Genomic DNA, 22196 nt, shown 5'->3' with positions numbered 1-22196 from the left:
CGTGCCCGTACAGCGTCTCCAGGGCCTCGACGAGGTCGCGGCGGCGTCGCTCGACGCGAAGCTCGAAGAGCTCCTCGCGGTCTGCGCTGACGGGCATGCCCCGAATCCAACCGCACCGGCGTCACTCCGTGGAAGGCCGCGGCACCGGCTGTCCGCCTGTCGAGAGTCGGAGCGGGGTATCTCTGTTCATCATCCGCATTGATGTGCTAGGAATGGGGAGACCCGTCCGCGCGAGGAGAGGGGGCACCGGTGCCCGCCCCGGAAGCCGGCCTCGACGCATACCCGCACCTGTTCGAGCCCATCACCGTGGGAACGATGCGGTTGCGCAACCGAGTCATGCTCCCGCCGCACGCCTCGGCGATCGGCAACATCTACGGCACCGACGAGGACGCCGAGCGCAACATCGCCTACTTCGAGGAGCGCGTCCGCGACGACGGTGTCGCCTGGGTCGCGAGCCTGTCGACCCACCTGCGCAACACCGTCATCCCCGGGTTCGACCCGACCGGCGTCGGCGCGGCGACGACCGGCTTCTTCCGGCTGCCGTTCTTCGTCGAACGCGTCCAGGCCTTCTCCGACGCACTCCACGGGCACGGAGCGACGGTCTCGGTCCAGATGGTCCACCAGGGCGGTATGCCCCATGGAGCCTCGGCGGTGATGAGCGCGCCGGTCATCAACCTCATGCCGCACGTCATGGACCAGGACGACATCGACGCGTTCGTCCGTGAGTACGCCGCCTCGGCGCGGCTCTCTCTCGAGGGACGGGCCGACGGCGTCGAGGTCCACCTCAACCACGACGACATCCACGAGTGGTTCCTGTCCCCGTTCACCAACCAGCGCACCGACCGCTACGGCGGGTCCCTGGAGAACCGCACCCGCTTCGCCGTGGAGACCCTGCAGGCGATCCGCGACGAGGTCGGCTCGGCTCTCACGGTCGGCGTCCGGCTGAACATCCGCGAGGAGGTGCCCGGTGGCTACGACGTGGCCGGGGGCGTCGAGATCGCGCAGTACCTCGAGTCCACCGGCCTGATCGACTACGTCCACGGCGTCGTCGGCTCGCCGTGGGGGAACCCCAGCTACATCCAGCCGACCTACTTCGACCCGGCGCAGTGGGCCGCCCTGGCCGGCGAGCTCACCGCCGCCCTCTCGATCCCGGTGGTCCACACCGGTCGGATCAACGGCCCCGACGCGGCCGAGCGGGTGCTGGCGGCGGGGCACGCGGACATCGTCGGGATCGCGCGGGCGCACATCGCCGAGGGCCGGATCCTCCAGAAGGCGCGTGAGGGCCGGGTCACCGAGATCCGTCCCTGCGTCGGCGGGAACGAGTGCATCAGCCGGCGCTACGTCGAGGGGCTCGGCTTCGCCTGCGCCGTGAACCCGCGCACCAGCCACGAGGTCGAGGGTCCGTGGCCGGCGGTCTCGGGTGCACGGAGCCTGCTCGTCGTCGGCGGTGGGCCGGCCGGGATGGAGCTCGCCGCGCTGACACGTGAGTCCGGGTTCGACGTGACGCTCTGGGAGGCCGCGGACGAGCTCGGCGGCCAGCTGCGGTACGCCGCGATGGCGCCACGACACGAGATGTATGCGGCCTACCTGGACTGGCAGCGCCGCCGGTTGCGCGACCTCGGAGTCGACGTGAAGCTGGGTCATCGGGCGACGGCCGACGAGGCCGCGTCGCTCGGCGCGGACGTCGTGGCCGTCGCCACCGGCGCGACGCCGCGAGTGCCGCAGGTCCCCGGGGCCGACGGCCCCTCGGTCGTGGACGTGCGCGCGGTGCTGGCCGGTCACGCGAGAGTCGGGGCCCGCGTCCTCGTCGTCGCGCAGGACGACCATGTGGCGCCGCTGTCGGTCGCGGACCTGCTGTCGGGCCAGGGCCACGAGGTCGTCCTGACCTACGCCACCGCCGGTCCGGCTCCGCTGCTGGGCCGCTACATCGTCGGCGGCATCCTCGGCCGGCTCGACGCCCAGGGCGTGCGGATGCGGTTCATGGAGGAGGTCGTCGCGATCCGCGGCTCCTCGGTCGTGGTCCGCAACGTCTACTCGCTGCGCGAGGAGACCGTCGGTGGGTTCGACTCGGTGGTCCTCGCCTGCGGCTCGGTCTCCGACTCCGCCCTGTACGACGAGCTCAAGCCGCGGCTCGGCTCGGTCCACGTGCTCGGGGACGCGTATGCGCCGCGTCGCCTCGTCTTCGCCACCAAGCAGGCCTACGCCCTGGCCGAGCTGCTCGTCCGATCCTGAAGCCCACGACCACCCGACCCACGCATACGGAGGAACCATGCTGCTCAAGGACAAGGTCGCGCTCATCACGGCCGGCGCGTCGGGAATGGGACGCGCGGGCGCCGAACGGTTCGCGGCCGAGGGGGCGCATGTCATCGTCGTCGACTTCAACGAGGCCAACGCCGCCGAGACCGTCGACGGGATCACCGCCGCCGGCGGCAGCGCGGCCGCGGAGATCTGCGACGTGCGCGATCTGGGGGCGCTCAAGGCGCTGGCCGGGAAGGTGGAGCGCGAGCACGGCGCCCTGCACGTGCTCTACAACAACGTCGGTATCCCGGGCGCCGCCGGGCTCGAGCTGACGCAGGACGAGTGGGACTTCGGCATCGAGGTCAACGCGCGGGCGTCGTTCTTCCTCAGCGGATACCTGACGTCGGCGCTCAAGGCCGCGAACGGCGCGTCGGTGATCTTCACGTCGTCGACGTCGGGGCTGATCGGGTCTCCGTTCAGCCCCATGTACTCGTTCACCAAGGGCGGCATCATCGCGCTGGTGCGCTCGATGGCCCTGGCCTGGGCGGCCGACGGGATCCGGGTCAACGCGATCGCGCCGGGGTCGGTGGAGACGCCCGGGCTGCCGGCGTTCTTCCGCACCGACGACCCCGAGGAGATCGCGGCGCGCAAGAAGGCATTCTTCGCGACCATTCCGATGGGCCGGGCCAGCCAGCCGGAGGAGATCGCCGGTGTGGCGCTCTTCCTCGCCAGCGACCTGTCCAGCTACGTGACCGGCGTGACCATCCCCGTCGACGGCGGCATCACCGCGAAGTAACCGCAGCGCCTCGGCTGAGCAGGGCCGGGCCTCTCCCACTTCTCAGACATGTCCGAGAAGTTTCGGCCCGACCGCGAGCTGGCCCGCGACTACTCAGACATGTCCGAGAAGTTTCGGCCCGACCGGCGATGTGGCGCGAAACTCCTCAGACATCTCCGAGAAGTCGCGAGACGTGGACGCCAGGCCCTGTCGGTCAGAGGGCCGGGATCAGCTTGGCCACGCCCTGTCCGAGCGGGCCGAGCCAGCCGACCAGAGCACCCAGTGGTCCGGCGAACGCCGTGGCCGCCGTGGCCAGCGGGCCCGCCGCGACGAGGACCCGCGTCAGCCTCTCCAGCGCCGTCGCCGCCCGCGCCCGGTCCGGCTCGTCCCCGGACGTGGCCAGCTCGAGCTCGTCGACCTGGGCCGCCGCCTGCTGTGCGACGTCGGCCGGCAGACCGGCCGCCGCCACCGCCGCGCGCAGATGGGCCACCGCTGACCCGACGTCGACGCCGGTCGGGGCATACGTACCGTGCTGTCCGCCCGTGATGTGCTGGTCCCCTCCGACGTTGTTGATGACGCCGCCCTGCTGCGAGGGGATGTTGAACGTCATGACGCGCTCCTGCCCGGTGGGCCCGTCCACGGTGGGGACGGCAGTGGAAACTGCTGGTCCATACGGCGCCGTCGGGCCGCTGCGACGACGTGCAGAACGATCCCGACGATCAGCATGACGGTGCCGACGAAAGCCGCGAGGAACCCGATCGCGATCCCCGCGACGCCGCCGGGGCCCCCGTTCAGTGAGCTGAAGTCCGGCTGTCCCTTTCCGGCCATCGAGTCCCAGATCAGCGCGATGAACCGCAGAATTACCTGCGCGTAGACCAGGAACCCGACGACGTAGATCGCCAGACCGATCCACGCCAGCCAGCTGCCTCTGGTCTTGGTGGCCGCGATGTCCCGCGCGAACGAGTCGCGCTGCTGCTGGACGTGGGTGACATACGACAGGTACTGGTCGCGACCCACGTTGTTGATCGTCCCCGCCTCCTGGCGCTGGACGTCGAACCGGGCCCCGCCGCCAACCGGTGCCTCCGTGTCGCCCGCCGCGGACACCGGCCTGCGGTACCGCAGGTGGTGTCCCGCGAAGCGGATCTCGTCGCCGTCGACCAGGCGTCGCGGCTCGCCCAGCCGGACGCCGTTCACCCATGTCCCGCCGCGGGAGTCGAGGTCCTCCAGCCAGTCCTCGCCGTTGCGCCGGCGCATCGCCGCGTGGCGGCGGCTGACGGTCGGGTCGCTCAGGACGATGTCACAGTGCTCCTCGCGTCCGACGAGGAGGTACCCGCGTTCGGGCAACGCGAAGACCTCGTCCGCCGTGGGACCGACGAGAAGGACCTGACCGACAGTCGCACTCATGCGCGCTCCCTGTTGCGGACGCACTCGAACGATGAGTAAGAGCGTGACGCTCTCCCCGAGATACGGCAAGCCCCTCCTGAGTCAGCGGCCGCCGCCGGCGCGGGCGGCCGCGACGATGAACGCCGCGACCTCAGGCTTCTGGATGTCGGAGTGCGCCCCTGCGAACGAGCTCTGGCTGGTGTCGGAGATGACGAAGTTGCCGTCGGCGCGGTGGAACTCGCCCGCGACGAACACCTCCTGGCCGTTCAGCGGCAGCGAGAAGTCGTGGGCGGTCACACCCCGGTACCCGTCGGAACCCATGCCGCCCCAACGGTCCGCGCCGTCGCTGTCCTGGTTGTCCTGCTGCGACAGGAACGACGCCTTGGGGTACCAGTTGCCCACCGCCCAGTCGGCCGTCGAGTACGTCGCGCAGAGCGGTCCCTTGACCCGGTTCTGGAAGCCCGACAGGGCGCCTTGGATCCCGATGTCCGTCGACCCGTCGCTGAACGACCAGTGCGAGAAGGCGCCCTGCACCAGGTTGAGCGACGCCACCGGGCTCTGCTCCGGGCTGGCGATGCCGGCCAGCGAGAACGCGACGAGCCGGGCCCCGAAGCTGTGCCCGATGAGGTGCACCCGCACTGTCGGCGCGGACGTCTGCAGCGCGACGAGGAAGGACGCCAGGCCACTGCGACCGATGTCGCCGGCTCGACCCTTCATCTGATAGTACGAACCGACCCGCAACGCGTCCTTCGCGCCGTTCCAGACCTTGCCGAAGAAGTCGCCGATGCCCTGGACGTCGCTCTCCGGCGGAGCGCTCCCCATGACCACGGAGAGCTTCTCGTATGCGTCGCGCGGGTCGTCAGTGGTGAACAGCGCGGTCTCCCCGGCGTCCTCCTCGGTGGTCGCGCCCTGCGCCGGCGTCGTCGCGAACACCTTGCCGAGCAGGCCGTGGAACTCGTCGAGCCGCTGCTGCTGGACCGCCGGCGACTCCCCCGCCGCCACGCCCTTGAGGCCCTGGTCGACGAGCTTGCCCATGCGCTTGACGTCGTCGCGGTCGCTGCCGGAGAACCCGCCGGCCAAGGACTTCGCGATCGCCTTACCCGACACCGCGGCATCCGCCTGTCCGGGCGGCGGGGGCGCCATGTCCCGCGCCCGCGGGAGGTCCCGCTGCTGCTCCTCCGGGGCGTCGGGGAACCACAGCGACGGCCAGTAGACCCCGAGGTACCGCGCCGAGCTCGGCACCCCCGGGCTGGACTGGATGAGGTTGAACATCGCGGTGTAGAGCTGGTCGGCGGCCGCCTCGCTGTTGCCCCAGCCGTGGCTCATGACGAACACGTCCTGGGTGCCGCTGTCGCGGATCTGCCCCACCAGCGTGGCGGTGTCTTCACCCCCGGCCGCGATACCGCCCTGCTCGTCGAAGCGCAGCTCCCAGTACGAGCCTGCCGAACCATCCATGTTCTTCTCCTGCCTCCGTGGGTCAGCTGTCGGCCAACATCCGCATCGCGTCGACGAGCCCGGCACCCTGCGCATACCGGTCGCGTCCGAGGTCGGTGGCCGTCCGCATCAGCAGCGCCTTGACCTCCGCGGGCCGGCCGATGAACTCCGGCCGGCACGAGAGGAACCCGGCGATGACACCCGACACGTGGGGTGCCGCCGAGCTGGTCCCGCTCTGCTCCGCATACGTCAGCGTCTTCTTGACCCCGCGTCCGGTGAGCCCGGCGCTGTTGCGCACCAGTCCAGTCGCGGCGGAGCAGATCCACTCCCCCGGAGCGACGACGTCGGGCTTCGGGCGACCGTCGAGGGTCGGGCCCTTCGACGACGTCCACGACACCCCGAAGACGTGCGGGGCCTCGCGGTGCGTGGAGCCGACGGTGATGCAGGTGGCGGCGTGGCCGGGCTCGGTGATCGACGCGAGGACGCCCACGGACTGCTTGGACGACTGAGCCGAGAGGGTCTGGCCGTTGTTGCCGGCCGAGATGACGACGACGACACCGGACGCGCTGAGCTCGTCGATCCGCTGGCACAGCGGTGAGAGCCCCGCGGCGTAGTGCGACGGGTCCCAGTCGGCTCCCAGGCTGAGGTTCACGCCGTGGATCCGCAGGTTCTGCCGGTTGGTGTTGACCTCGCGCAGGATGTACTCGATCGCCGCCATCACGGCGGACGACGAGGTGACCGCGGCGCCCTGGATCTGGCGGAACACCTTGAGGCTGACCAGCTCGCACTCCTGCGCCATCCCGGCGAGCGGCCCGACGTTGGTGCGTCGGACGAAGCCGCCGTTGACCGGCTCCATCGAGTCCGCGACGATGGGCGTGCCGCCTTCGGGACACGACCCGGCGATGATCCCCGCGACGTGCGTCCCGTGGCCGACCTCGTCGGTCAGGGCCGAGCCCCCACTGTCCGGGAACGGGATGTTCGGCTGCACCAGCCGGGAGAAGTCCTTGTGCAGCCCACCGGTCCGCGGCAGCTTGTCGGCCTCCACGCGCCCCTCGCGGGCCAGCTCGAGTCGCGAGAAGTGGCCGTGGGCTGCGTCGATGCCCGTATCGATGACCGCCCACACGATCCCGGAGCCGTTGGCGTTGAACGCCCGCCGCGCGGCGTCGACCTTGACGGTCGGTGCCGAGCGGTCCACCTGGGCGAAGAGGACGTAGTCCGGCCACGCGTGCCGGATGACTGGCGGGCCGGTGGTGCGGTCCTGGTCCAGCTGGACCAGCCCAGCCAGGCCGGCCCGGGTGAGAACGCACTGGTAGAGCGACCCGGTGATCGGCTCCCTGGTCGCGGCGGTCTCCGCGGACGACTCCCGCCAGGCGTCCCACACCTCTTCGAAGGTCCTCTGCTGCTCGCGCAGACCACCCGGGAACGACGAGTCCAGCTCGACGACAACGACGATCGGCTGGTCGGCCGCCGGGACCCCCTCGATGAGCGACAGCTCGCGATCGGCGAGCTCGGGACCGCCCACGCCGCGCGTCGGCGGCGGTGGCGGGGCCGTCAGGTCGCCGATGATCGGCGACCGCCCGCGCCCCGCCGACACTCCCGTGATGCGCACGTTGTAGTCCGGCGGCTCGACCACGCTCACCCTCGGACCCCTTTCCCTGAGCGGGAACCAGCATCCCGCGTCCCGGTGCCGGACCGCACGGATATGTCCGAACTCGCACCGACCGCTCAGCCCAGGTCGGCGAGCACCCTGTCGATCCGGGCTCGGGCCATCTCCGGCGTGCCCGGTCCAGGCAACACGTAGCGCCGCCCGGACTCGATGGCCGCGCACACCTGTTCGGCCACCGTAGCGGCGTCCACCGGTTCGAGAGTCAGCTGGAAGTCCGGTGGTGGCAGCGAGCTGCCACCACCGGCCACAGCGACCAGGTCGGCCGGTCGGTTCCGTTCGGCGCTGTGGATCCGGCTGGGTACCGGTCCGGGGCAGAGCACGGTGACGCCGACCTCCACACCCACGGTGGCCAGCTCCTCGACGAGCGTCTCGGAGAGCCCCACGACCGCGTGCTTCGAGGCGGTGTACGCGCCGTTGCCGCCGCCGGGGATCGGCGCGAGACCCGCGATCGAGGCGGTGTTGACGACGTGGCCGCTGCCCTGCCGGATCAGGTGCGGCACGAACGCCCGGATGCCGTTGACGACACCGAGGAGGTTCACCTCGAGGGTCCACCGCCAGTCCTCCGGGGACTGCTCCCACACCGGCAGGCGCGGGGTGACGATGCCGGCGTTGTTGCAGACGACGTCGACGCGGCCGAGGTCGTCGAGGGTGCGAGCCGCCAGTCGTAGCAACGCATCCGGATCGCGGACGTCGGTCACCTGTCCGATGACTCGGCCGCTGGCGGCCATCGCGCTGACCGCCTGGTCGAGGGCAATGGCCTCGACGTCGGCGGCGACGACCGCGAGCCCACGCCGGAGGAACCCCTCGGCCAGCCCCCGCCCGATCCCGCTCGCCGCCCCGGTGACGACGGCGACCTGCCCGGCCTCGAGCCTCATCGCGATCCCAGCAGCTTCGGGACGACCTCGGTGCCGAACGTCTCGAGCTGGGACATCGCCTCGCGGTGCGGCAGTCCTGGCCAGTGTGGCTTGAACACGAAGTCGGTCATCCCGAGGTCGGCCTCCAGTGCGCCGAGGGCGTCGGCGCACTCGGCCGGGCTCCCCATGACGAACCGTTCCTCGATGTCGGCCCGCACCTCGTCGCCGGACTGCATCGGCGTGTTCTCCCCCGACAGCCCCCACTTCCGGTACACCTCGTAGCGCGCGCGGTACCGCTGCAGCGCGGCCTCGACGCCGGACTCCTTCGACGACGCGATGAGCAGCTCGCGGCGGACCGGGAACGCACCGTCCGTCGGGAGTCCCGCAGCGGCTCGGGTGTCGAGGAACAGCTGGCGCAGGGACGCGAGCTCGGTATGCGTGGGGAACGGTGGCGCGTACCAGGCGTCGCCCATCCGGGCCGCGCGCCGGACGGCTCCCGAAGCCTGTCCCCCGACCCACACCGGCGGGCCGCCCGGCTGGACCGGGAGGACCGACGGCCGGGCACCGCGCACGCTGTGGAACCGCCCCTCGACGTCGACTTCGTCGCCGCTCCACATCGCGCGAACGATCCGCAGCGACTCCTCGAAGCGGGCCACCCTCGTCCCCGGCTCCACCCCGAACGCGTCGAACTCGTGGGCGCTGTAGCCGAGCCCCACCCCGAACACCGCCCGGCCGTCGCTCAGGACGTCGAGGGTGGCCATCTGTTCCGCGATGTCGACCGGGTTGACCATCGCCAGCAGGATGATCCCGGTCGCGGCGCGCATCGTCGGAGCGACCGCCGACAGGTGGGTCAGCCACGGAACCGGTTGGTAGTAGCGCAGCTCCGAACCGAGGAAGTGCTGGCCGCACACCATGAGGTCGAAGCCGAACTGCTCGGCGGCGCGCACCAGCTCCTCGTGCTCATGCACCTGCTGGCGCGGGTCGACGCTCGCGTCGTGGACCGAGGTGAGCAGGATCCCGAACCTCACGACTCGGCTCCCTGGGGAGTCAGCTCGGCCTGGGCCAAGGGGGTGTGCAGGTGCGCGCCGAAGAGGTCGGAGCAGAACGGGTCGCTGCTCGACGACCACCGGACGAGCGAGACCTTGGCCGCTCGGATCCGGTCGTCCCACCAGACGCCCTTGACCTGGTCGACGGGCACGGCGTAGGCCGCCGCGACACCCTCGACCGTGAGCAGCGATGACGAGCGGGCCGCCGCATACTTCGGCTCGTCTCCGAAGAACAGGTCGATGGTGACGGTGAAGGGGCCGGCATTCTTGCTGCGGATGACGTCCGCCGCCTCAGACAAGCGCATGGCGGTCCTCCTCGACCTCGGAAACCGTTGCGGCGCGCGGGAACCGCACCACCTCGGTCGGGAACGGCGCCACCGGGTCGGCGAGCGGCAGCAGGTGGTAGATCGAGAACGAGAACACCTCCGACACCGGCACGACGACCGGCATGATCGGTGCGGCCGCATTGCCGGCGGTGGTCTTCCGCCCGGGGTACGGCCCGATGAAGAGGCGGATGAACGCGAAGTATGCCGCCTCCTTGGCCAGCTCTTCAGTGTCAGCGACGACGTCGACGAGGACGCCGGCTTCGTGCCCGGTCACGGCCTGGTTGGGCTCCAGCGCACCCAGGACCGCATCCAACCCGAAGATCCGTGTCGCGACGCGGAGCCGACCGTCGCGGACCGCGTCGGCGAACCGCGGGGCGTTCACCACCGCCGCCTCGGCGGAGTCGGCCCACGAGCGGGCCTGTGCGAGCAGGGCGGGCTCGCGGACCCCGAGCAGGCTCACCGCCCGGAACCCCTCGCGCCGCGCCCCTTCCATCAGCACGGTGTAGGGCGCCTCGACCCAGCGGGCACCTTCGCAGCGGATGCCGGTCGGCGTCTCCACGTAGGTCGCGTCGGCGAGGTCGAGGAGTCCTCCCGGGTTCTCCTCCTGCGTCGGGTGGGAGCGCTCGTAGAAGGTGTGCGACACCAGCGAGCGGACGGTCGCCCGGGCGTCCGCCGACGGCGACCGGACCTCGAGCCCGGTCTCGTCCAGGCTGGCCCAGAGACACCGGCCCGAGTCGCCGGGCTCCAACGCGAGGCCGCCGCACTCCAGGAGCTTTCCGGCGAAGGCGGCCACGGCCGTCGGGACACCGCGCAGCATCGGCAGTGCCATGAACAGACCGATGTCGAGCGCCCGCCCGGTGATGACACCGTCGACGCCGCGGTCGAGCGCCGCCATCACCGGCTCCGGACCGATGAGGGCCACGATCCGCTCTGCCTCCTGGACGTCGTCGGCGCTGAGGCGGGGCGACAGCGCCGCGCCCGGGCCCGCCGGGACGACCGGCTGGCCACCCGCGATGGTGGCCAGCAGCAGGTCGCGGTCGACCTCCGACCGGACGACGCCGACGTCCAGCGACCACCCGTTGCGGAGGCAGAGCGCGTCGAACGCCTCCAGGCAGGTGTCGAGATGCGGGTCGGCCCCGGCGATCCCGAACGAGAAGACGAACGGCACACCGTGCTCGATCGCTGCCCGGACGTAGGGCTCCACGTTGGCCGCCTGGTTGGCCGAGACCTGCTCGCCGGAGCCGAGCCAGTACGGGCCCCAGTCGCTGCCGGTGCCCTGCGCCACGACGACGTCGACGCCCCACTCGAACGCCCGCGCGATGTCGGCCTCGATCCCCGGGACCGGCGCGATGTGGTTGACGAAGGCGAGGATCCGGACCGGTTCGACGCTCATGCTGTTCCTCCTGACGGAGCGGCGGTAGCCAGCAGCTCCCGTAGCTGCGCGGTCGCGACCTTGCCTGACGCGTTGCGCGGCAGCTCGTCGACGATGTGGACCCGACGGGGACGCTTGTACCCGGCCAGCTCGCCGCGGGTGGCCTCGATGATCGACTCGGGGGTGCGGTGGGACGCCGAGTCCAGGACGACCACGGCGACGACGGTCTCGCCCCAGGTCGGGTCGGGTTCGCCGAGGACGACGACGTCGGCGACCTCCGGGTCGAGGCGCAGAACCTGCTCGACCTCCGCGGGGTACACGTTCTCACCGCCGCTGATGATCATGTCGGTCAGCCGTCCCGTGACGTAGAGGTAGCCCTCCGCGTCGAGGCGGCCCAGGTCACCGGTCCGGAGCCACCCGTCGTGGAGCAGCTCCTCCGTCGCCAGCGGGAGGCCGTGGTAGCCCACACAGTTCTGCGCCGACCGCGTCCACACCTCGCCGACCTCGTCCACGCCGAGACGAGCCTCGGTCGCCAGGTCGTGGATCTCCACGTCCACCCAGGGGTATGCGCGGCCGGCCGACGCGCTCCGAGGGTGGCCGTCCGGTCGGGACGGGTCGGGCTCCAGCTCCGTGAACCCGCCGGTGGTCTCGGTCATCCCGTAGACCTGGCGCAGTACCGGCCCGAGAACCGTTGTCGCCACTCGACGTTCGCCATCGCTGATCGGCGACCCCCCGTAGACGACCGTGTGCAGTGCGGGGAAGGCCGTCGCTCTCCCGACCTCGCGGGCCAGCGCCGCCAGCATCGACGGCACCAGGAACGCGTGCGTCACCCCTTCGTCCTCGAGGTGGCGGGCGATCGTGGCCGGACGGGCGTCGTCGGCGAGGATCGTCGTCGCTCCGGAGGCCAGCCCGACAAGGCCCCAGCTGAGGGCGCCCACGTGGAAAAGCGGGGTGGCCAGCAGGCTGGTGCTCTCCTCGTCGAGTCCCCAGCGCTCGATGACTCCCGTCACCTTGGCGGCGAGGTTGCGGTTGGTGAGCAGGACGCCCTTCGGCCGCCCGCTCGTCCCTGACGTGTAGATCTGGAGCACCACGTCGTCGGGCGTCCCGGTCAGACCGTCGACGGGCTCGGAAGCGAAGAGCCACGTCTCGTAGTCCTCCCCGACCGCGACCCGGTGGCGTTCGGTGTCCAGTCGGGGGATCCGGTCCAGCAACCCCGCGTCGCCGACGACGACGGACGGACGGGAGTCCTCGGCTACCAGCCGCAGCTCGCGGTCGGAGAGGCGGGTGTTGACCGGCACCGTGACCGCTCCGACTCGCGCACCCCCGATCAGCATCTCGAACAACCGCACCGAGTTGGGCAGCGCGACGAGGACCCGGTCGCCGGCCCCGACCCCGGCGGCCACCAGCCCCGACGCATACCGCCAGGCTCGCTCGTCGAGCGCTCCGAAGGTGACCGACGTCGAGCCCTGCCGCAAGGCGACCCGGTCCTCACGGCCGGGTGGCCCGAGGTCGGGCTGGGCGTCGAGGCGGTAGGAGCTCAACCGCGAGGACCGAGGTCGGTCGGCAGCGACTGGATGGCGCGCAGCATGGCGCTCCCGCCGTAGGTCAGGTCGTCGGTCAGCAGCCGTGCTTCGGGGAATCGTTGCACCAGGGTCGAGAACACGACCTCGCCCTCGATCCGGGCCAGCGCGGCACCGAGGCAGTAGTGCGCGCCGAAGGCGAAGGACAGGTGGTCGGACTTGTTGGCCCGCCGCACGTCGAGGACGCCGGGCCGGTCGAACACCGAATCGTCGCGGTTCGCGGCGCCCATGACCACGATCGCCGTCTGCCCGGCCCGGAGCTCGACGTCGTGGAGCCGGAAGTCCTCCTCGACGACCCGCGGCAGGTAGTGGTGGGGCGAGTCGTAGCGGATCAGCTCCTCGACCGCTCCGCGGACCAGGCCGGGGTCGTCGACGAGGAGGTCCCACTGGTCGCGGTTCCGTTGGAGCGCGGCGAAGCCGTTGCCGAGCAGGTTGGTGGTCGTCTCACTGCCCCCGAAGAGGATGAGCAGGTACATCGCGACCAGCTCGTCCTCGGTCATCGCCTCGTTGTCGCGGTGGTCGAGCAGCAGCCGGGCGAGCTCCGGACCCTCACCGGTGGTGCGGAGGTGGTGGATCATCTCGCCGACGTAGGCGCGGAAGGCGTCGATGGCCTCGTCGGCCTTGCGCAGCGAGGTCTCGTCCAGGCTGAACAGCGCGCCGATCGCCTCGGACCACTCCCAGATCATGTCCCGGTCGGACTGCGGGATCCCGATGAGGTCGACGATGACGCGCACGGGGAGCTGGTTGGCGAGGTCCCGCTTGACGTCCGGTGTGGGGTTCTCGAGCATCGCATCGACGAGGTCGTCGACGTGCCCCTGGATCGACTCGCGCAGCATCTCGATGCGGCGGGCGGTGAACGCCCGCGACGAGATGCGGCGCAGCCGCGCGTGCCCGGTCGCGTCCTGCCGGCTCATGAAGTTGCCCTCGAAGTCGAGGACCTTGAAGAAGATCTCGTGCTGTGCGGCCGGCAGCCGCCGCATGGTCCCCTCGGCCAGCTCGCCGAACCGGTAGGCGTTCTGCCCGATCGGGTAGGCGCCGGCCATCACCGCCTTGACGTCGGCGTGGTGCGTGATGAGGGTGGCCGGCCCGCCCTGCCACCGGACGACGCCGGAACCCTCACGCCACCGCTCGTACATCGGGTACGGCCAGGCGATGGTCTCGGGGTCGGCGGCGAAGAACGCGCTGATCTGCGCGTCGTCCACCGCGGGGTCGACCGTGTCCATCGTCGTCATGCGCACCTCACCGTGAATTCATCCGCATGGTTATCCTGAATTTAGGCGCAATCTCTTTGGCTGTCAACGCACTCAGGTCAGCGGTGAGACCGCCGTGGGCGGCGCCTCGTCGACGGCCCCGGCCCGGTCGGCCGGCACGAGCACGAACGCCACGATGGCCGCCGCCACGGCCGCGACGACCGCAGCGACGGCCGCCAGCCCGTAGCCGGTCTCCTCAGGGTCCAGCCGTCCGGGCGGCACGTGCGCCGCCAGGATCGCGGCGGCGCCCGCAGCCCCGACGGCACCCCCCATGAGTCGCAGCACCTGGTTGATCCCCGTCGCGCTCGCCGTCCGGTCGCGCGGTGTCCGCTCGACGATCAGGGCCGGCATGACGGCGTAGGCGACGCCGATCCCGAAGCCCATCAACGTCATCGCCACCACGATGTGCCACGTGGAGTGGTGGGCTACCGCGAAGAACCCGAACGCCGCGGCCACCGCCAACGCGCCCGCCGGCAAAACGAACCGCAGGCCGGTATGCCGGATCACCCAGCGGGACACCGGTGGAGACAGCAGGGTGGCCACGGACATCGGGACCATCAACAGCCCGTTGACGAACACCGAGTACCCGAGGCCCAGCCCATCCGTCGTGGGCCGCTCGACGAGCAGGATCATCACCGCCACCCCACCGAACACCGCCATCCCGAGCAGGATCGCGGAGAGGTTGACGCCGAGCACCCCGTGGGCGCAGGCCAGCCGCACGTCGACCAGCGGCGAGCTCACTCGCAGCTCGACGCATACCCATCCGGCCAGGGCCAGCAGTCCCACCACCGCCAGCCCCACGACGGGAGCGGACCCCCAGCCCCAGCTCTGCCCCTTGGCGATGGCCAGGAGGCTGGAAGCCAGCCCGACGCCGAGCAGTACCGCTCCCCCGACGTCCACGCGGACACCCGGGCCGCGGGCGGCCGCGGTCGACGGGACGACCCGCCAGACCCACACCGCGCCGGCGACGGCCACGAGGAGGGCCACGAGGAATGCGACGCGGTAGTTGGCGACCAGCACCGCGAACCCCATGACCGGGTTGCCCAGGCCCACACCGACCGCGACGCTGGTGGAGAGGACGGCAAGGGTCCGGTTCAGCCGTGGCCCGCGCAGGTGCTGGCGCGCGATGGCGACGGTCAGGGGCACCATGGCGTACCCGAGGCCCTGCATCGCCCGCCCGGCCAACAGCCCTGGAAAGGTCGGGACCAACGCGGCGCAGACACTACCCGCGCCGACGACGAGCAGCGACGTGACGAGGATCGGCCGAGTCCGATGACCGTCGCCGAGGCGGGACACGACGGGAGTGCCGACGACGCCGACCAGAAGGGTAATGGTCAGGGTCCACTGGGCGGCCTCGATCGACACGCCGCGCTCCCGAGCGACTTCGAGGACGATCGGGCTGCCCAGTCCGGCCACCACGGCGCCGGTGAGCGCCGCGAAGGCCAACGCTGGAACCAGCCCGCGAGGGACCGGCGTCGCGTCCTTGGCGGACACCGGCCGGCTCTCCGTCCTGGGCCGCGCGTCGCTCAGAGCAGCTCCAGGACGGTCGCGTTGGCCATCCCGCCGCCCTCGCACATGGTCTGCAGGCCGAAGCGGGTCCCGTCGCGGCGCATCCGGTGCACCATCGTCGTCATCAGGCGGGCGCCGGTCGCCCCGAGCGGGTGGCCGAGGGCGATCGCGCCGCCCTGAGGGTTGGTTCGATCGAGGTCGGCGCCGGTCTCGGTCGCCCACGCGAGAACGACGGAGGCGAACGCCTCGTTGACCTCGAACGTCCCGATCTCGTCGAGAGAGAGGCCGGAACGGCGCAGGGCCGCCTCGGTGGCGGGGATGGGTCCGGTGAGCATGAACACGGGGTCGGAACCGACCACGGCCATGGTGTGGACGCGGGCGAGCGGCCGGAACCCGTGGCGGCGAACGGCATCCGCGGACGCGACAAGGATCGCCGCTGCGCCGTCGCTGATCTGGCTGGCCAGCGCGGCCGTGAGCCGTCCACCCTCGCTGATCGGTGTCAGCGCAGCCAGGGCCTCGGCGGTCGAGCCCCGGCGGGGGCCTTCGTCGCGGACCAGGTCGGCCACCGGCACGATCTCGTCGGCGAACAGCCCGGCATCCGTCGCCACCAGCGCGCGTCGGTGGCTCTCGAGAGCGAACTGCTCCATCGCCGACCGGCTGAGGTCCCACTTATCGGCGATGAGCTCCGCGCCGCGGAACTGGGTGATCGGCTGGTCACCGAAGCGCCGTCGCCACCGTTCGCCGCCGCGCGGGTGGGCCATCCCGTGCTCGAGCCCGATGGTCGTCGGAGACGCGATCGGCACCTGGCTCATCACCTCGACGCCACCGGCGACGACCAGATCCTGGACCCCCGACATCACGGCCTGCGCCGCGAAGTGGACGGCCTGCTGCGAGGACCCGCACTGCCGGTCCACCGTCGTGCCCGGCACGTGCTCCGGCAGCCCGGCCGAGAGAGCGGTGATCCGGCCGATGTTGGACGCCTGCGGTCCCATCTGCCCGACACAGCCCCACACGACGTCGTCCACCGCGTCGGGGTCGGCGCCGGTCCGCGCCAGCAGTGCCTCGATGACCGTCGCGCCGAGGTCCGCCGGATGGACGGCCGAGAGAGCGCCGCCGCGCTTGCCGACCGGCGTGCGCAGGGCGTCGACGAGGTACGCCTCAGCCATCGCCGTCCGCCCACGCCGGACGCCGCTTCTCCAGGAACGCCCCGGCCCCCTCCGGCAGCTCGTCACCGAGGAAGAACGCGAGGTTGAACAGCTGGGCCGCGTCGAGCGCCTGAGGCGCCGGCAGATCGGCGAGCACGGCGAACGCCCTGCGCCCCAACCGGATCGCGTCCGGGGCCGCGTCGGCGAACCAGCTCGCATAGCGGTCGGCCTCGGCGTGGAGCGCCTGGGTGTCGGTACAGATCCGCGCCACGAACCCGAGCCGGTAGGCGTCGTCGACCGACAGCGGCTGCCCGGTCATCATCATCTCGAGCAGGACCTTGCGCGGCAGGGAGCGGGCGAGATGCGCGACGACGATCATCGGGAACAGCCCGATCCGTACCTCCGGCAGCGCGAAGCTGGCCCGCGGGGTCGCGAGGACGATGTCGCAGATCCCGGCCAGGCCGAAGCCCCCGGCGTAGGCGGGTCCGTCCACCAGCGCCACGAGGGGCTTGGGCGCCTGGAGCGCGAGGTGGTGAAGCTCGACGATCGCGCCGGGCCAGCCGTGGGCGGCGGGCGCCGGCGACGCGGCCAGGTGGCGCATCTGGCGCAGGTCGCCGCCGGCCGAGAACGCAGAGCCCTCGGCGGCGATGGCCACCGACCGGACCGCATCGTCGGCCATCGCGTCGCGGACCGCAGCCAGCAGGGCGGTCGACAGCTCCGGGTCGAGCGGGTTGCGCGACTCGGGCCGGTTCAGGGTGACCACGGCCATGCTCCCGCGACGGGCGACCACCACCGCGTCGCTCACGGCAGCTCCATCCGGAGCAGCCACGCATACATGACCTTCCCCAGATGGTCGGACCGCAGCGACATCGTGCCGCCGCCGTCCAGCGCACCGGTGAGGACGAAGTTGAGAGCTCGGATCCCGGGCAGCTCGTAGCGCGTGACCGAGCCCTTGACGAGGTCGCCGTAGTGCGCGGCGACCCGCTCCTCGGTGAGGGCCGCTCGCAGCGTCGCGTACCCGGCGTCGTCCCAGGCCACGATCCCGACGTTGCAGGTGTCGCCCTTGTCCCCGGACCGGCCGTGGGCGAGGTCGGCGACCCTCATGGCGCGGCCGCGGTAGCCGGTTCGAGCATCTCCACCCGCTGTACGACGTGCTCGCGCGGTACCAGGCAGGGCCAGATGGCGTACAGCTCCTTGAGCGGCGGCCGCGTCCCGACCCCGGCGACTCCGGCCGGACCGTTGTTGTAGAGCGGCACGCTCTCGGTGAACACCTTGCGGGCCTCGGTCGCGTCCGGGCAGCGCGCCGCATACCGGACAACGAGCTCGAGGAGGTCAGGGTCGTCCGGCGCCGGGACCCGAGACCCCCACATCGAGGTGTGACCGGGGTACTCGACGATGTCCTCGGTGTAGCGGAAGTCGGCGCGCTCCAGCCGCTTTCGCAGGAACGCGAGTCCGCGCTGGGCCTTGGCGTAGGCGTCGGGCCAGGTGTAGGTGAACTGCGCCTCGCCGACGAACCCGGCGCGGTAGCCCATGTTGACCTTGAGCGTCGCCGGACGCTCGCGGCCGGTGCCGCCGGTGATCCGCACGCGGTCCGGGCCGACCTCCTCGAGCGTCACCCCGGTGAAGTCGGCGGTGACGTCGGCGGTCAGGTAGGAGCCCGGGTCGAGGATCTCGTAGACCAGCTGCTCGCTGACCGTGCCGATGCTCACCTCTCCCCCGGAGCCGGGCGTCTTGGTGAGGACCGCGGTGCCGTCCTCGCTCACCTCGGCGATCGGGTACCCCAGCGTCTCGAGCCCGTCGACGTCGGCCCAGCCCCCCGCGTACAGACCGCCGGTGGCCTGACCGCCGCACTCGATGGCATGGGCGACGACGGTGGCCATCCCGAGCCGCTCCCAGTCGTCGAGCGACCAGCCGAACTCGTGGACGAGCGGCCCGAGGTAGAGCGCGATGTCGGTCACCCGGCCGCAGACGACGATGTCCGCGCCCAGGTCGAGCGCCTCGACGATCCCCTCGCAGCCGGTGTAGACCGCGGCGTGGGTGAGCCGGTCGCGGACCGTGTCGAGCTCGGCGCCGGTGTCGAGGTTGTCGAAGGAGACTCCCGCGCGGTCGAGGTCGTCGATCCGGTCCTCGAGGTCGTCGCCGAGGACCACGGCGATACGGACGCCGGGGAGGCCGAGCTCGTCGGCCAGCGCGCGGATGGCCCGCGCCGCGGCACGGGGGTTCGCACCGCCGGCGTTGGTGACGACCTTCACCCCCTTCTCCACACAGGCGGGGAGGGCGCCGCGCAGCAGGTCGATGACGTCGCGGGTGTATCCCCGCTCGGGGTTGGCCGCACGCTGCTTCGCGAGGATCGACATGGTCAGCTCGGCCAGGTGGTCGCAGCAGAGGTAGTCGATGTCGCCGCGCTCGACCATCTCGATCGCGGGACGCACGCTGTCGCCCCAGAACGCCATGCCCGCGCCGAGCCGGACGACCTTGCCGCTCATGCGGCGTGGAGCCCGAGCAGCCGGGCCAGGTTGTCGCCGAGGATCCCGTCGATCTCCTCGGGCGTCAGCGGGAGGGCCCGGATGGCGGTCATCTCGGCCGACGGGTCGGCCATCGGCCAGTCCGAGCCGTAGACGACGCGGTCGGCCCCATGCCGCCGGATGATCGCGACGACCCGCTCGGGGTCGAGCTCGGCCATGGTCGGCGGCCACGACGTCTCGAGGGTCACCCTCGACCCCACGACGTGCTCCTCCGCCTCGTCCAGCCGGTGGTACCCGCCGTAGTGGCACGCGATCAGCGTGAGGTCAGGCAGCGCATCCGCGAGCTCACGCAACAGCTTCGGCGCGCCGCGCTGGTTCGCCGCCTCGTCCTCGCCGGCGCCGACGTGGGTGACGACCGGCATACCCTCCTGCGCGAGCGCCGCGAGGATGTCGTGGACCCGCGGGTCGTCGAGGGACAGGTTCTGGAACAACGGGTGAAGCTTGACCCCGACGATCCCGTTGTCCTTCAACGACGTGACGTTCTCGTCGACGCTCAGCTCGGGGTGGACGGTGCCCATGGGGAGGAGCCGGTCGCGCGGAACCGACCCGATGAACTCGTTGGTGCGGCCGACGGTCGACGCCTTGATCCCGACGCCGAGGGCGAGCCCCTTGTCGATGCCCGCCTCGTCCATGGTCCGGAGCAGCCCGGACAGGGTGCCGTCGAACCGCAGCGGCATCCCGGCCGGACGTTGCGCCTGCATGGCCTGCGCGATGCGGTCCGGCCACACGTGCATGTGGCAGTCGACGATCATTGCTGCCTCATCGCTGCCGGTCCTTGACCAGCTTCTTGGCCAGCGAGTCGAGGATCACCTCGGTGGACCCTTCGTAGATCCGCATCGGCCGGGCCTCCCGGTAGAGCCGCTCGATCTTGCTGCCCCGGACCAGACCGAACCGGCCCATGGACTGGACCGACCGGTCCACGACACGGCTGGCCATCTCCGTGGCACCGACCTTGGCCATCGACGAGAGGTGCAGCGCACCGAGCGGGTCGCGGGCGGCGGCCGCGGCCGCGCGGTAGACGAACGCACGGGCCATCTCGATCTCGACCCAGCTGGTGGCGAGCGAGGCCGGTACCCCACCGAGGCGCGCGAGAGGCATACCGAACTGCTCACGCGATGTCGTATGCGCCAGAGCCTCCTCGAGCGCGGCCTGGGCCACGCCCACGGCGGCGCCCCCGACCGAGACGCGGAAGGTCGCGAGCGTCGAGAGCATCAGCTTGAAGCCGTTGCCCTGGTCGCCGAGCCGGTGGTCGAGCGGGACGCGAACGTCCTCGAACACGACGTCCCCGAGCACGTGGGGCGCGATGATCTGGTGCGGGGCGGTGATGCTCACCCCGGGCGTCGACGCGGGCACGAGCACGAGCGAGTAGGCGTCGCCTTCGCGGCACAGGACGCTGTAGAAGTCGGCGTCACCGGCGTTGGTGATGAACGACTTGTGACCGTTGACGACGATCTCGTCGCCGTCGGCCGCCGCGCTGGTCGTGATCGCGCGCAGGTCGGAGCCGACGTCCGGCTCGGTGAGCGCGAGGGCGCCGATGGCGTCGAGGCTGGCGACCTTGGGCAGCCAGGTGTCGCGGACCGCGTCGGAGCCGTGGTGGGAGACGACGAAGCTGCCGATCCCTTGCATGGCGAACATCGAGTCCAGGTGGGCGCTTTCGAACGCGAACGCCTCCCGGACGACGGTGACCGCCAGCGAGTCGACCGTCTCGTAGCGACCGCCGTAGCGCGCCGCGACGACCACGTCGACGAGTCCGGACGCGGCGAGCCGCTGGCGGATGTCCGGGTCGAACCGGTCGGCCTCGTCGGCGCGGGCGGCGATGTCGGCGCACGACGCGGCGAGAGCACGGGCCTCGGACTGCAGCGCCAGGTACGGCGCGGTCAGCTCGAAGGACGGCGCGTCGGTCACTGCATGACCTCGGGCACCCTCTGGCTGAAGGTCCGGCCGAGCAGCTCGGCGGCGATGCGGGTGCGCTGGATCGCGGGTGTGCCACCGGCGATGGCCCAGCCGTGCGCGTCGCGATGGAGGCGCTCGATGCCGAACTCCTCGCTGTAGCCGTTGCCGCCGTGCAGCTGCATGGCCTGGTCGCTGACCTTCTTGGCCATCTCGTTGGCGAACACCTTGGCGACCGAGACCTCGAAAGGCACGGGAAGCCCGTTGCCGGCGTTCATCGCCGCGCGGTAGATGAGCAGCCGGGCCGCCTCCACCTGGGTGGCCATGTCGGCGAGGACCATCTGCACGTTCTGGAACTCGATGAGCGCGCGACCGAACTGCTTACGCTCCTGCACGTAGGCCTTGGTGCGGTCCAGGGACGCCTGGCCGATCGCGAGGCTCATCGTCGCGTTGCCGAGGCGCTCGATGGAGAACACCCCGAACAGCTGCTTGAACCCGCCGGCCGGGATGACGAGGTTGTCGCACGGCACCCGCACGTCGTCGAAGTAGAGGTCCGCGCTGGGGATGCCGCGGAAGCCCATGAGCTTCTCGGGGGCGCCGAAGCTGAAGCCCGGCGTGCCCTTGGCGACGCGGATCGCGCCGATGCCCTTCGCGCCTGGCGCGTCGCTCAGCCGGCAGTAGACGAGGTACTCGTTCGCGTGGCCGCCGTTGGAGATCCAGCGCTTGCTGCCGTTGAGGACGTACTCGTCGCCCTCGAGGCGGGCCTTGGTGCGCATGTCCGTCGCAGCCGACCCGGCGTCCGGCTCGGAGATGCCGATGGCCATGGTGATCTCGCCACTGACCGTCTTGGGCAGGACGTCCTTCTTCTGCTGCTCGGTACCGAAGAACTCGATGACGCGGCACGGGCCGACGTTGGTCTCGAACACCTGGAACGCGGCGGGACGGCACTCCTTGGCCAGCTCCTCCTGGACGATGAGCGCGTCGAGCAGGGTGCCGCCGTGGCCGCCGTACTCCTCCGGGAGCACCATCCCGAGGAAGCCGAGCTTGGCCAGCCGCTGGACCTCGTCGTCCGGCAGCGGGGTGCGGTCGCGGTCCCACTCGGCGGCCTTCGGCGCATACACCTCGCGGGCCACCTCGGCCGCGAGCTCGCGCAGCGACACCTGCTCCGGTGTCAGTTCGAAACCGCTCAAGGGGTCCCCCGTT

Annotated in this window: 20 protein-coding genes; 2 read left to right on the top strand and 18 right to left on the bottom strand. The window is 71.4% G+C overall.

Translation table 11 applies throughout. The annotated features are described in order from the left end of the window. Positions 1-249: 249 nt before the first annotated feature. Both VIG79_RS18865 and VIG79_RS18860 read left to right on the top strand, forming a co-directional pair. The gene (locus VIG79_RS18865; RefSeq protein ID WP_331888474.1) at positions 250-2232 is read left to right on the top strand and encodes an FAD-dependent oxidoreductase; all 1983 of its coding nucleotides are present in this window, start codon (positions 250-252) and stop codon (positions 2230-2232) included. A 37-nt stretch (positions 2233-2269) separates the two neighbouring features. Further along, a complete protein-coding gene (locus tag VIG79_RS18860; RefSeq protein ID WP_331888472.1) occupies positions 2270-3034 on the top strand; it encodes an SDR family NAD(P)-dependent oxidoreductase in 765 nt (254 codons plus the stop codon). A gap of 193 nt (positions 3035-3227) precedes the next feature. On the opposite strand, the gene VIG79_RS18855 is transcribed toward VIG79_RS18860, so the two are convergent. The 18 genes from VIG79_RS18855 to VIG79_RS18770 form a co-directional block, all read right to left on the bottom strand. Next, the gene (locus VIG79_RS18855) at positions 3228-3623 is read right to left on the bottom strand and encodes a hypothetical protein (RefSeq protein WP_331888470.1); all 396 of its coding nucleotides are present in this window, start codon (positions 3621-3623) and stop codon (positions 3228-3230) included. Beyond that, entirely contained in the window at positions 3620-4417 is a 798-nt protein-coding gene (locus VIG79_RS18850) for an FHA domain-containing protein (protein WP_331888468.1), read from the bottom strand. Before VIG79_RS18850 ends, VIG79_RS18855 begins: the two co-directional genes overlap by 4 nt. Positions 4418-4498: 81 nt before the next feature. After that, positions 4499-5851: a hypothetical protein gene (locus VIG79_RS18845; protein WP_331888466.1), complete on the bottom strand. Its 1353-nt coding sequence runs from the start codon at positions 5849-5851 to the stop codon at positions 4499-4501. A gap of 22 nt (positions 5852-5873) precedes the next feature. Continuing rightward, complete coding sequence (locus tag VIG79_RS18840; protein ID WP_331888464.1) at positions 5874-7469, bottom strand: S8 family peptidase; 1596 nt, start codon at positions 7467-7469, stop codon at positions 5874-5876. A gap of 86 nt (positions 7470-7555) precedes the next feature. Beyond that, complete coding sequence (locus VIG79_RS18835; RefSeq protein ID WP_331888462.1) at positions 7556-8371, bottom strand: SDR family NAD(P)-dependent oxidoreductase; 816 nt, start codon at positions 8369-8371, stop codon at positions 7556-7558. After that, on the bottom strand, positions 8368-9378 hold the full coding sequence (locus tag VIG79_RS18830) for an LLM class flavin-dependent oxidoreductase (protein WP_331888460.1): 1011 nt from the start codon (positions 9376-9378) through the stop codon (positions 8368-8370). Before VIG79_RS18830 ends, VIG79_RS18835 begins: the two co-directional genes overlap by 4 nt. Further along, positions 9375-9701: a DUF4387 family protein gene (locus VIG79_RS18825; protein WP_331888458.1), complete on the bottom strand. Its 327-nt coding sequence runs from the start codon at positions 9699-9701 to the stop codon at positions 9375-9377. Before VIG79_RS18825 ends, VIG79_RS18830 begins: the two co-directional genes overlap by 4 nt. Beyond that, complete coding sequence (locus tag VIG79_RS18820) at positions 9688-11115, bottom strand: acyclic terpene utilization AtuA family protein (protein WP_331888456.1); 1428 nt, start codon at positions 11113-11115, stop codon at positions 9688-9690. Before VIG79_RS18820 ends, VIG79_RS18825 begins: the two co-directional genes overlap by 14 nt. Beyond that, positions 11112-12635, bottom strand: a complete 1524-nt coding sequence (locus VIG79_RS18815) for a class I adenylate-forming enzyme family protein (protein WP_331888454.1) — start codon at positions 12633-12635, stop codon at positions 11112-11114. The genes VIG79_RS18820 and VIG79_RS18815 overlap by 4 nt, the downstream gene beginning before the upstream one ends. Further along, the gene (locus VIG79_RS18810) at positions 12632-13906 is read right to left on the bottom strand and encodes a cytochrome P450 (RefSeq protein ID WP_331888452.1); all 1275 of its coding nucleotides are present in this window, start codon (positions 13904-13906) and stop codon (positions 12632-12634) included. Before VIG79_RS18810 ends, VIG79_RS18815 begins: the two co-directional genes overlap by 4 nt. Positions 13907-13978: 72 nt before the next feature. Continuing rightward, positions 13979-15418, bottom strand: a complete 1440-nt coding sequence (locus VIG79_RS18805) for an MFS transporter (RefSeq protein ID WP_331888450.1) — start codon at positions 15416-15418, stop codon at positions 13979-13981. Positions 15419-15450: 32 nt separating this feature from the next. Beyond that, positions 15451-16599, bottom strand: coding sequence for an acetyl-CoA C-acetyltransferase (locus VIG79_RS18800; RefSeq protein WP_331888448.1), 1149 nt, complete (start codon positions 16597-16599; stop codon positions 15451-15453). Further along, the gene (locus tag VIG79_RS18795; protein ID WP_331888446.1) at positions 16592-17383 is read right to left on the bottom strand and encodes an enoyl-CoA hydratase/isomerase family protein; all 792 of its coding nucleotides are present in this window, start codon (positions 17381-17383) and stop codon (positions 16592-16594) included. The genes VIG79_RS18800 and VIG79_RS18795 overlap by 8 nt, the downstream gene beginning before the upstream one ends. Beyond that, complete coding sequence (locus VIG79_RS18790; RefSeq protein ID WP_331888444.1) at positions 17380-17682, bottom strand: AtuA-related protein; 303 nt, start codon at positions 17680-17682, stop codon at positions 17380-17382. The genes VIG79_RS18795 and VIG79_RS18790 overlap by 4 nt, the downstream gene beginning before the upstream one ends. Continuing rightward, positions 17679-19064 carry an acyclic terpene utilization AtuA family protein gene (locus tag VIG79_RS18785; RefSeq protein ID WP_331888442.1) on the bottom strand — a complete coding sequence of 462 codons (1386 nt, stop codon included), beginning with the start codon at positions 19062-19064 and terminating at the stop codon, positions 17679-17681. The genes VIG79_RS18790 and VIG79_RS18785 overlap by 4 nt, the downstream gene beginning before the upstream one ends. Then, entirely contained in the window at positions 19061-19855 is a 795-nt protein-coding gene (locus VIG79_RS18780; RefSeq protein WP_331888440.1) for an amidohydrolase family protein, read from the bottom strand. The genes VIG79_RS18785 and VIG79_RS18780 overlap by 4 nt, the downstream gene beginning before the upstream one ends. A 7-nt stretch (positions 19856-19862) precedes the next feature. Next, positions 19863-21008 (bottom strand): acyl-CoA dehydrogenase family protein, encoded by a 1146-nt coding sequence (locus VIG79_RS18775; RefSeq protein ID WP_331888438.1) that lies wholly within the window; start codon positions 21006-21008, stop codon positions 19863-19865. Then, positions 21005-22183 (bottom strand): acyl-CoA dehydrogenase family protein, encoded by a 1179-nt coding sequence (locus VIG79_RS18770; protein WP_331888436.1) that lies wholly within the window; start codon positions 22181-22183, stop codon positions 21005-21007. The genes VIG79_RS18775 and VIG79_RS18770 overlap by 4 nt, the downstream gene beginning before the upstream one ends. Between the last annotated feature and the right edge of the window lie 13 nt (positions 22184-22196).

It is taken from the genome of Lapillicoccus sp., from assembly GCF_036559105.1.
Lineage (GTDB): Bacteria > Actinomycetota > Actinomycetes > Actinomycetales > Dermatophilaceae > Lapillicoccus.
The sequence above is the reverse complement of the archived record's forward strand: the minus strand, read 5'-3'. Positions and strand labels throughout refer to the sequence as shown.

Excerpts from the sequence above, each read along its gene's own strand:
- VIG79_RS18835 (WP_331888462.1), bottom strand. The coding sequence starts at position 8,371 with ATGAGGCTCGAGGCCGGGCAGGTCGCCGTCGTCACCGGGGCGGCGAGC.
- VIG79_RS18855 (WP_331888470.1), bottom strand. The coding sequence starts at position 3,623 with ATGACGTTCAACATCCCCTCGCAGCAGGGCGGCGTCATCAACAACGTC.
- VIG79_RS18790 (WP_331888444.1), bottom strand. The coding sequence starts at position 17,682 with ATGAGGGTCGCCGACCTCGCCCACGGCCGGTCCGGGGACAAGGGCGAC.
- VIG79_RS18825 (WP_331888458.1), bottom strand. The coding sequence starts at position 9,701 with ATGCGCTTGTCTGAGGCGGCGGACGTCATCCGCAGCAAGAATGCCGGC.
- VIG79_RS18785 (WP_331888442.1), bottom strand. The coding sequence starts at position 19,064 with ATGAGCGGCAAGGTCGTCCGGCTCGGCGCGGGCATGGCGTTCTGGGGC.
- VIG79_RS18845 (WP_331888466.1), bottom strand. The coding sequence starts at position 5,851 with ATGGATGGTTCGGCAGGCTCGTACTGGGAGCTGCGCTTCGACGAGCAG.
- VIG79_RS18780 (WP_331888440.1), bottom strand. The coding sequence starts at position 19,855 with ATGATCGTCGACTGCCACATGCACGTGTGGCCGGACCGCATCGCGCAG.
- VIG79_RS18800 (WP_331888448.1), bottom strand. The coding sequence starts at position 16,599 with ATGGCTGAGGCGTACCTCGTCGACGCCCTGCGCACGCCGGTCGGCAAG.
- VIG79_RS18850 (WP_331888468.1), bottom strand. The coding sequence starts at position 4,417 with ATGAGTGCGACTGTCGGTCAGGTCCTTCTCGTCGGTCCCACGGCGGAC.
- VIG79_RS18820 (WP_331888456.1), bottom strand. The coding sequence starts at position 11,115 with ATGAGCGTCGAACCGGTCCGGATCCTCGCCTTCGTCAACCACATCGCG.
- VIG79_RS18860 (WP_331888472.1), top strand. The coding sequence starts at position 2,270 with ATGCTGCTCAAGGACAAGGTCGCGCTCATCACGGCCGGCGCGTCGGGA.
- VIG79_RS18810 (WP_331888452.1), bottom strand. The coding sequence starts at position 13,906 with ATGACGACGATGGACACGGTCGACCCCGCGGTGGACGACGCGCAGATC.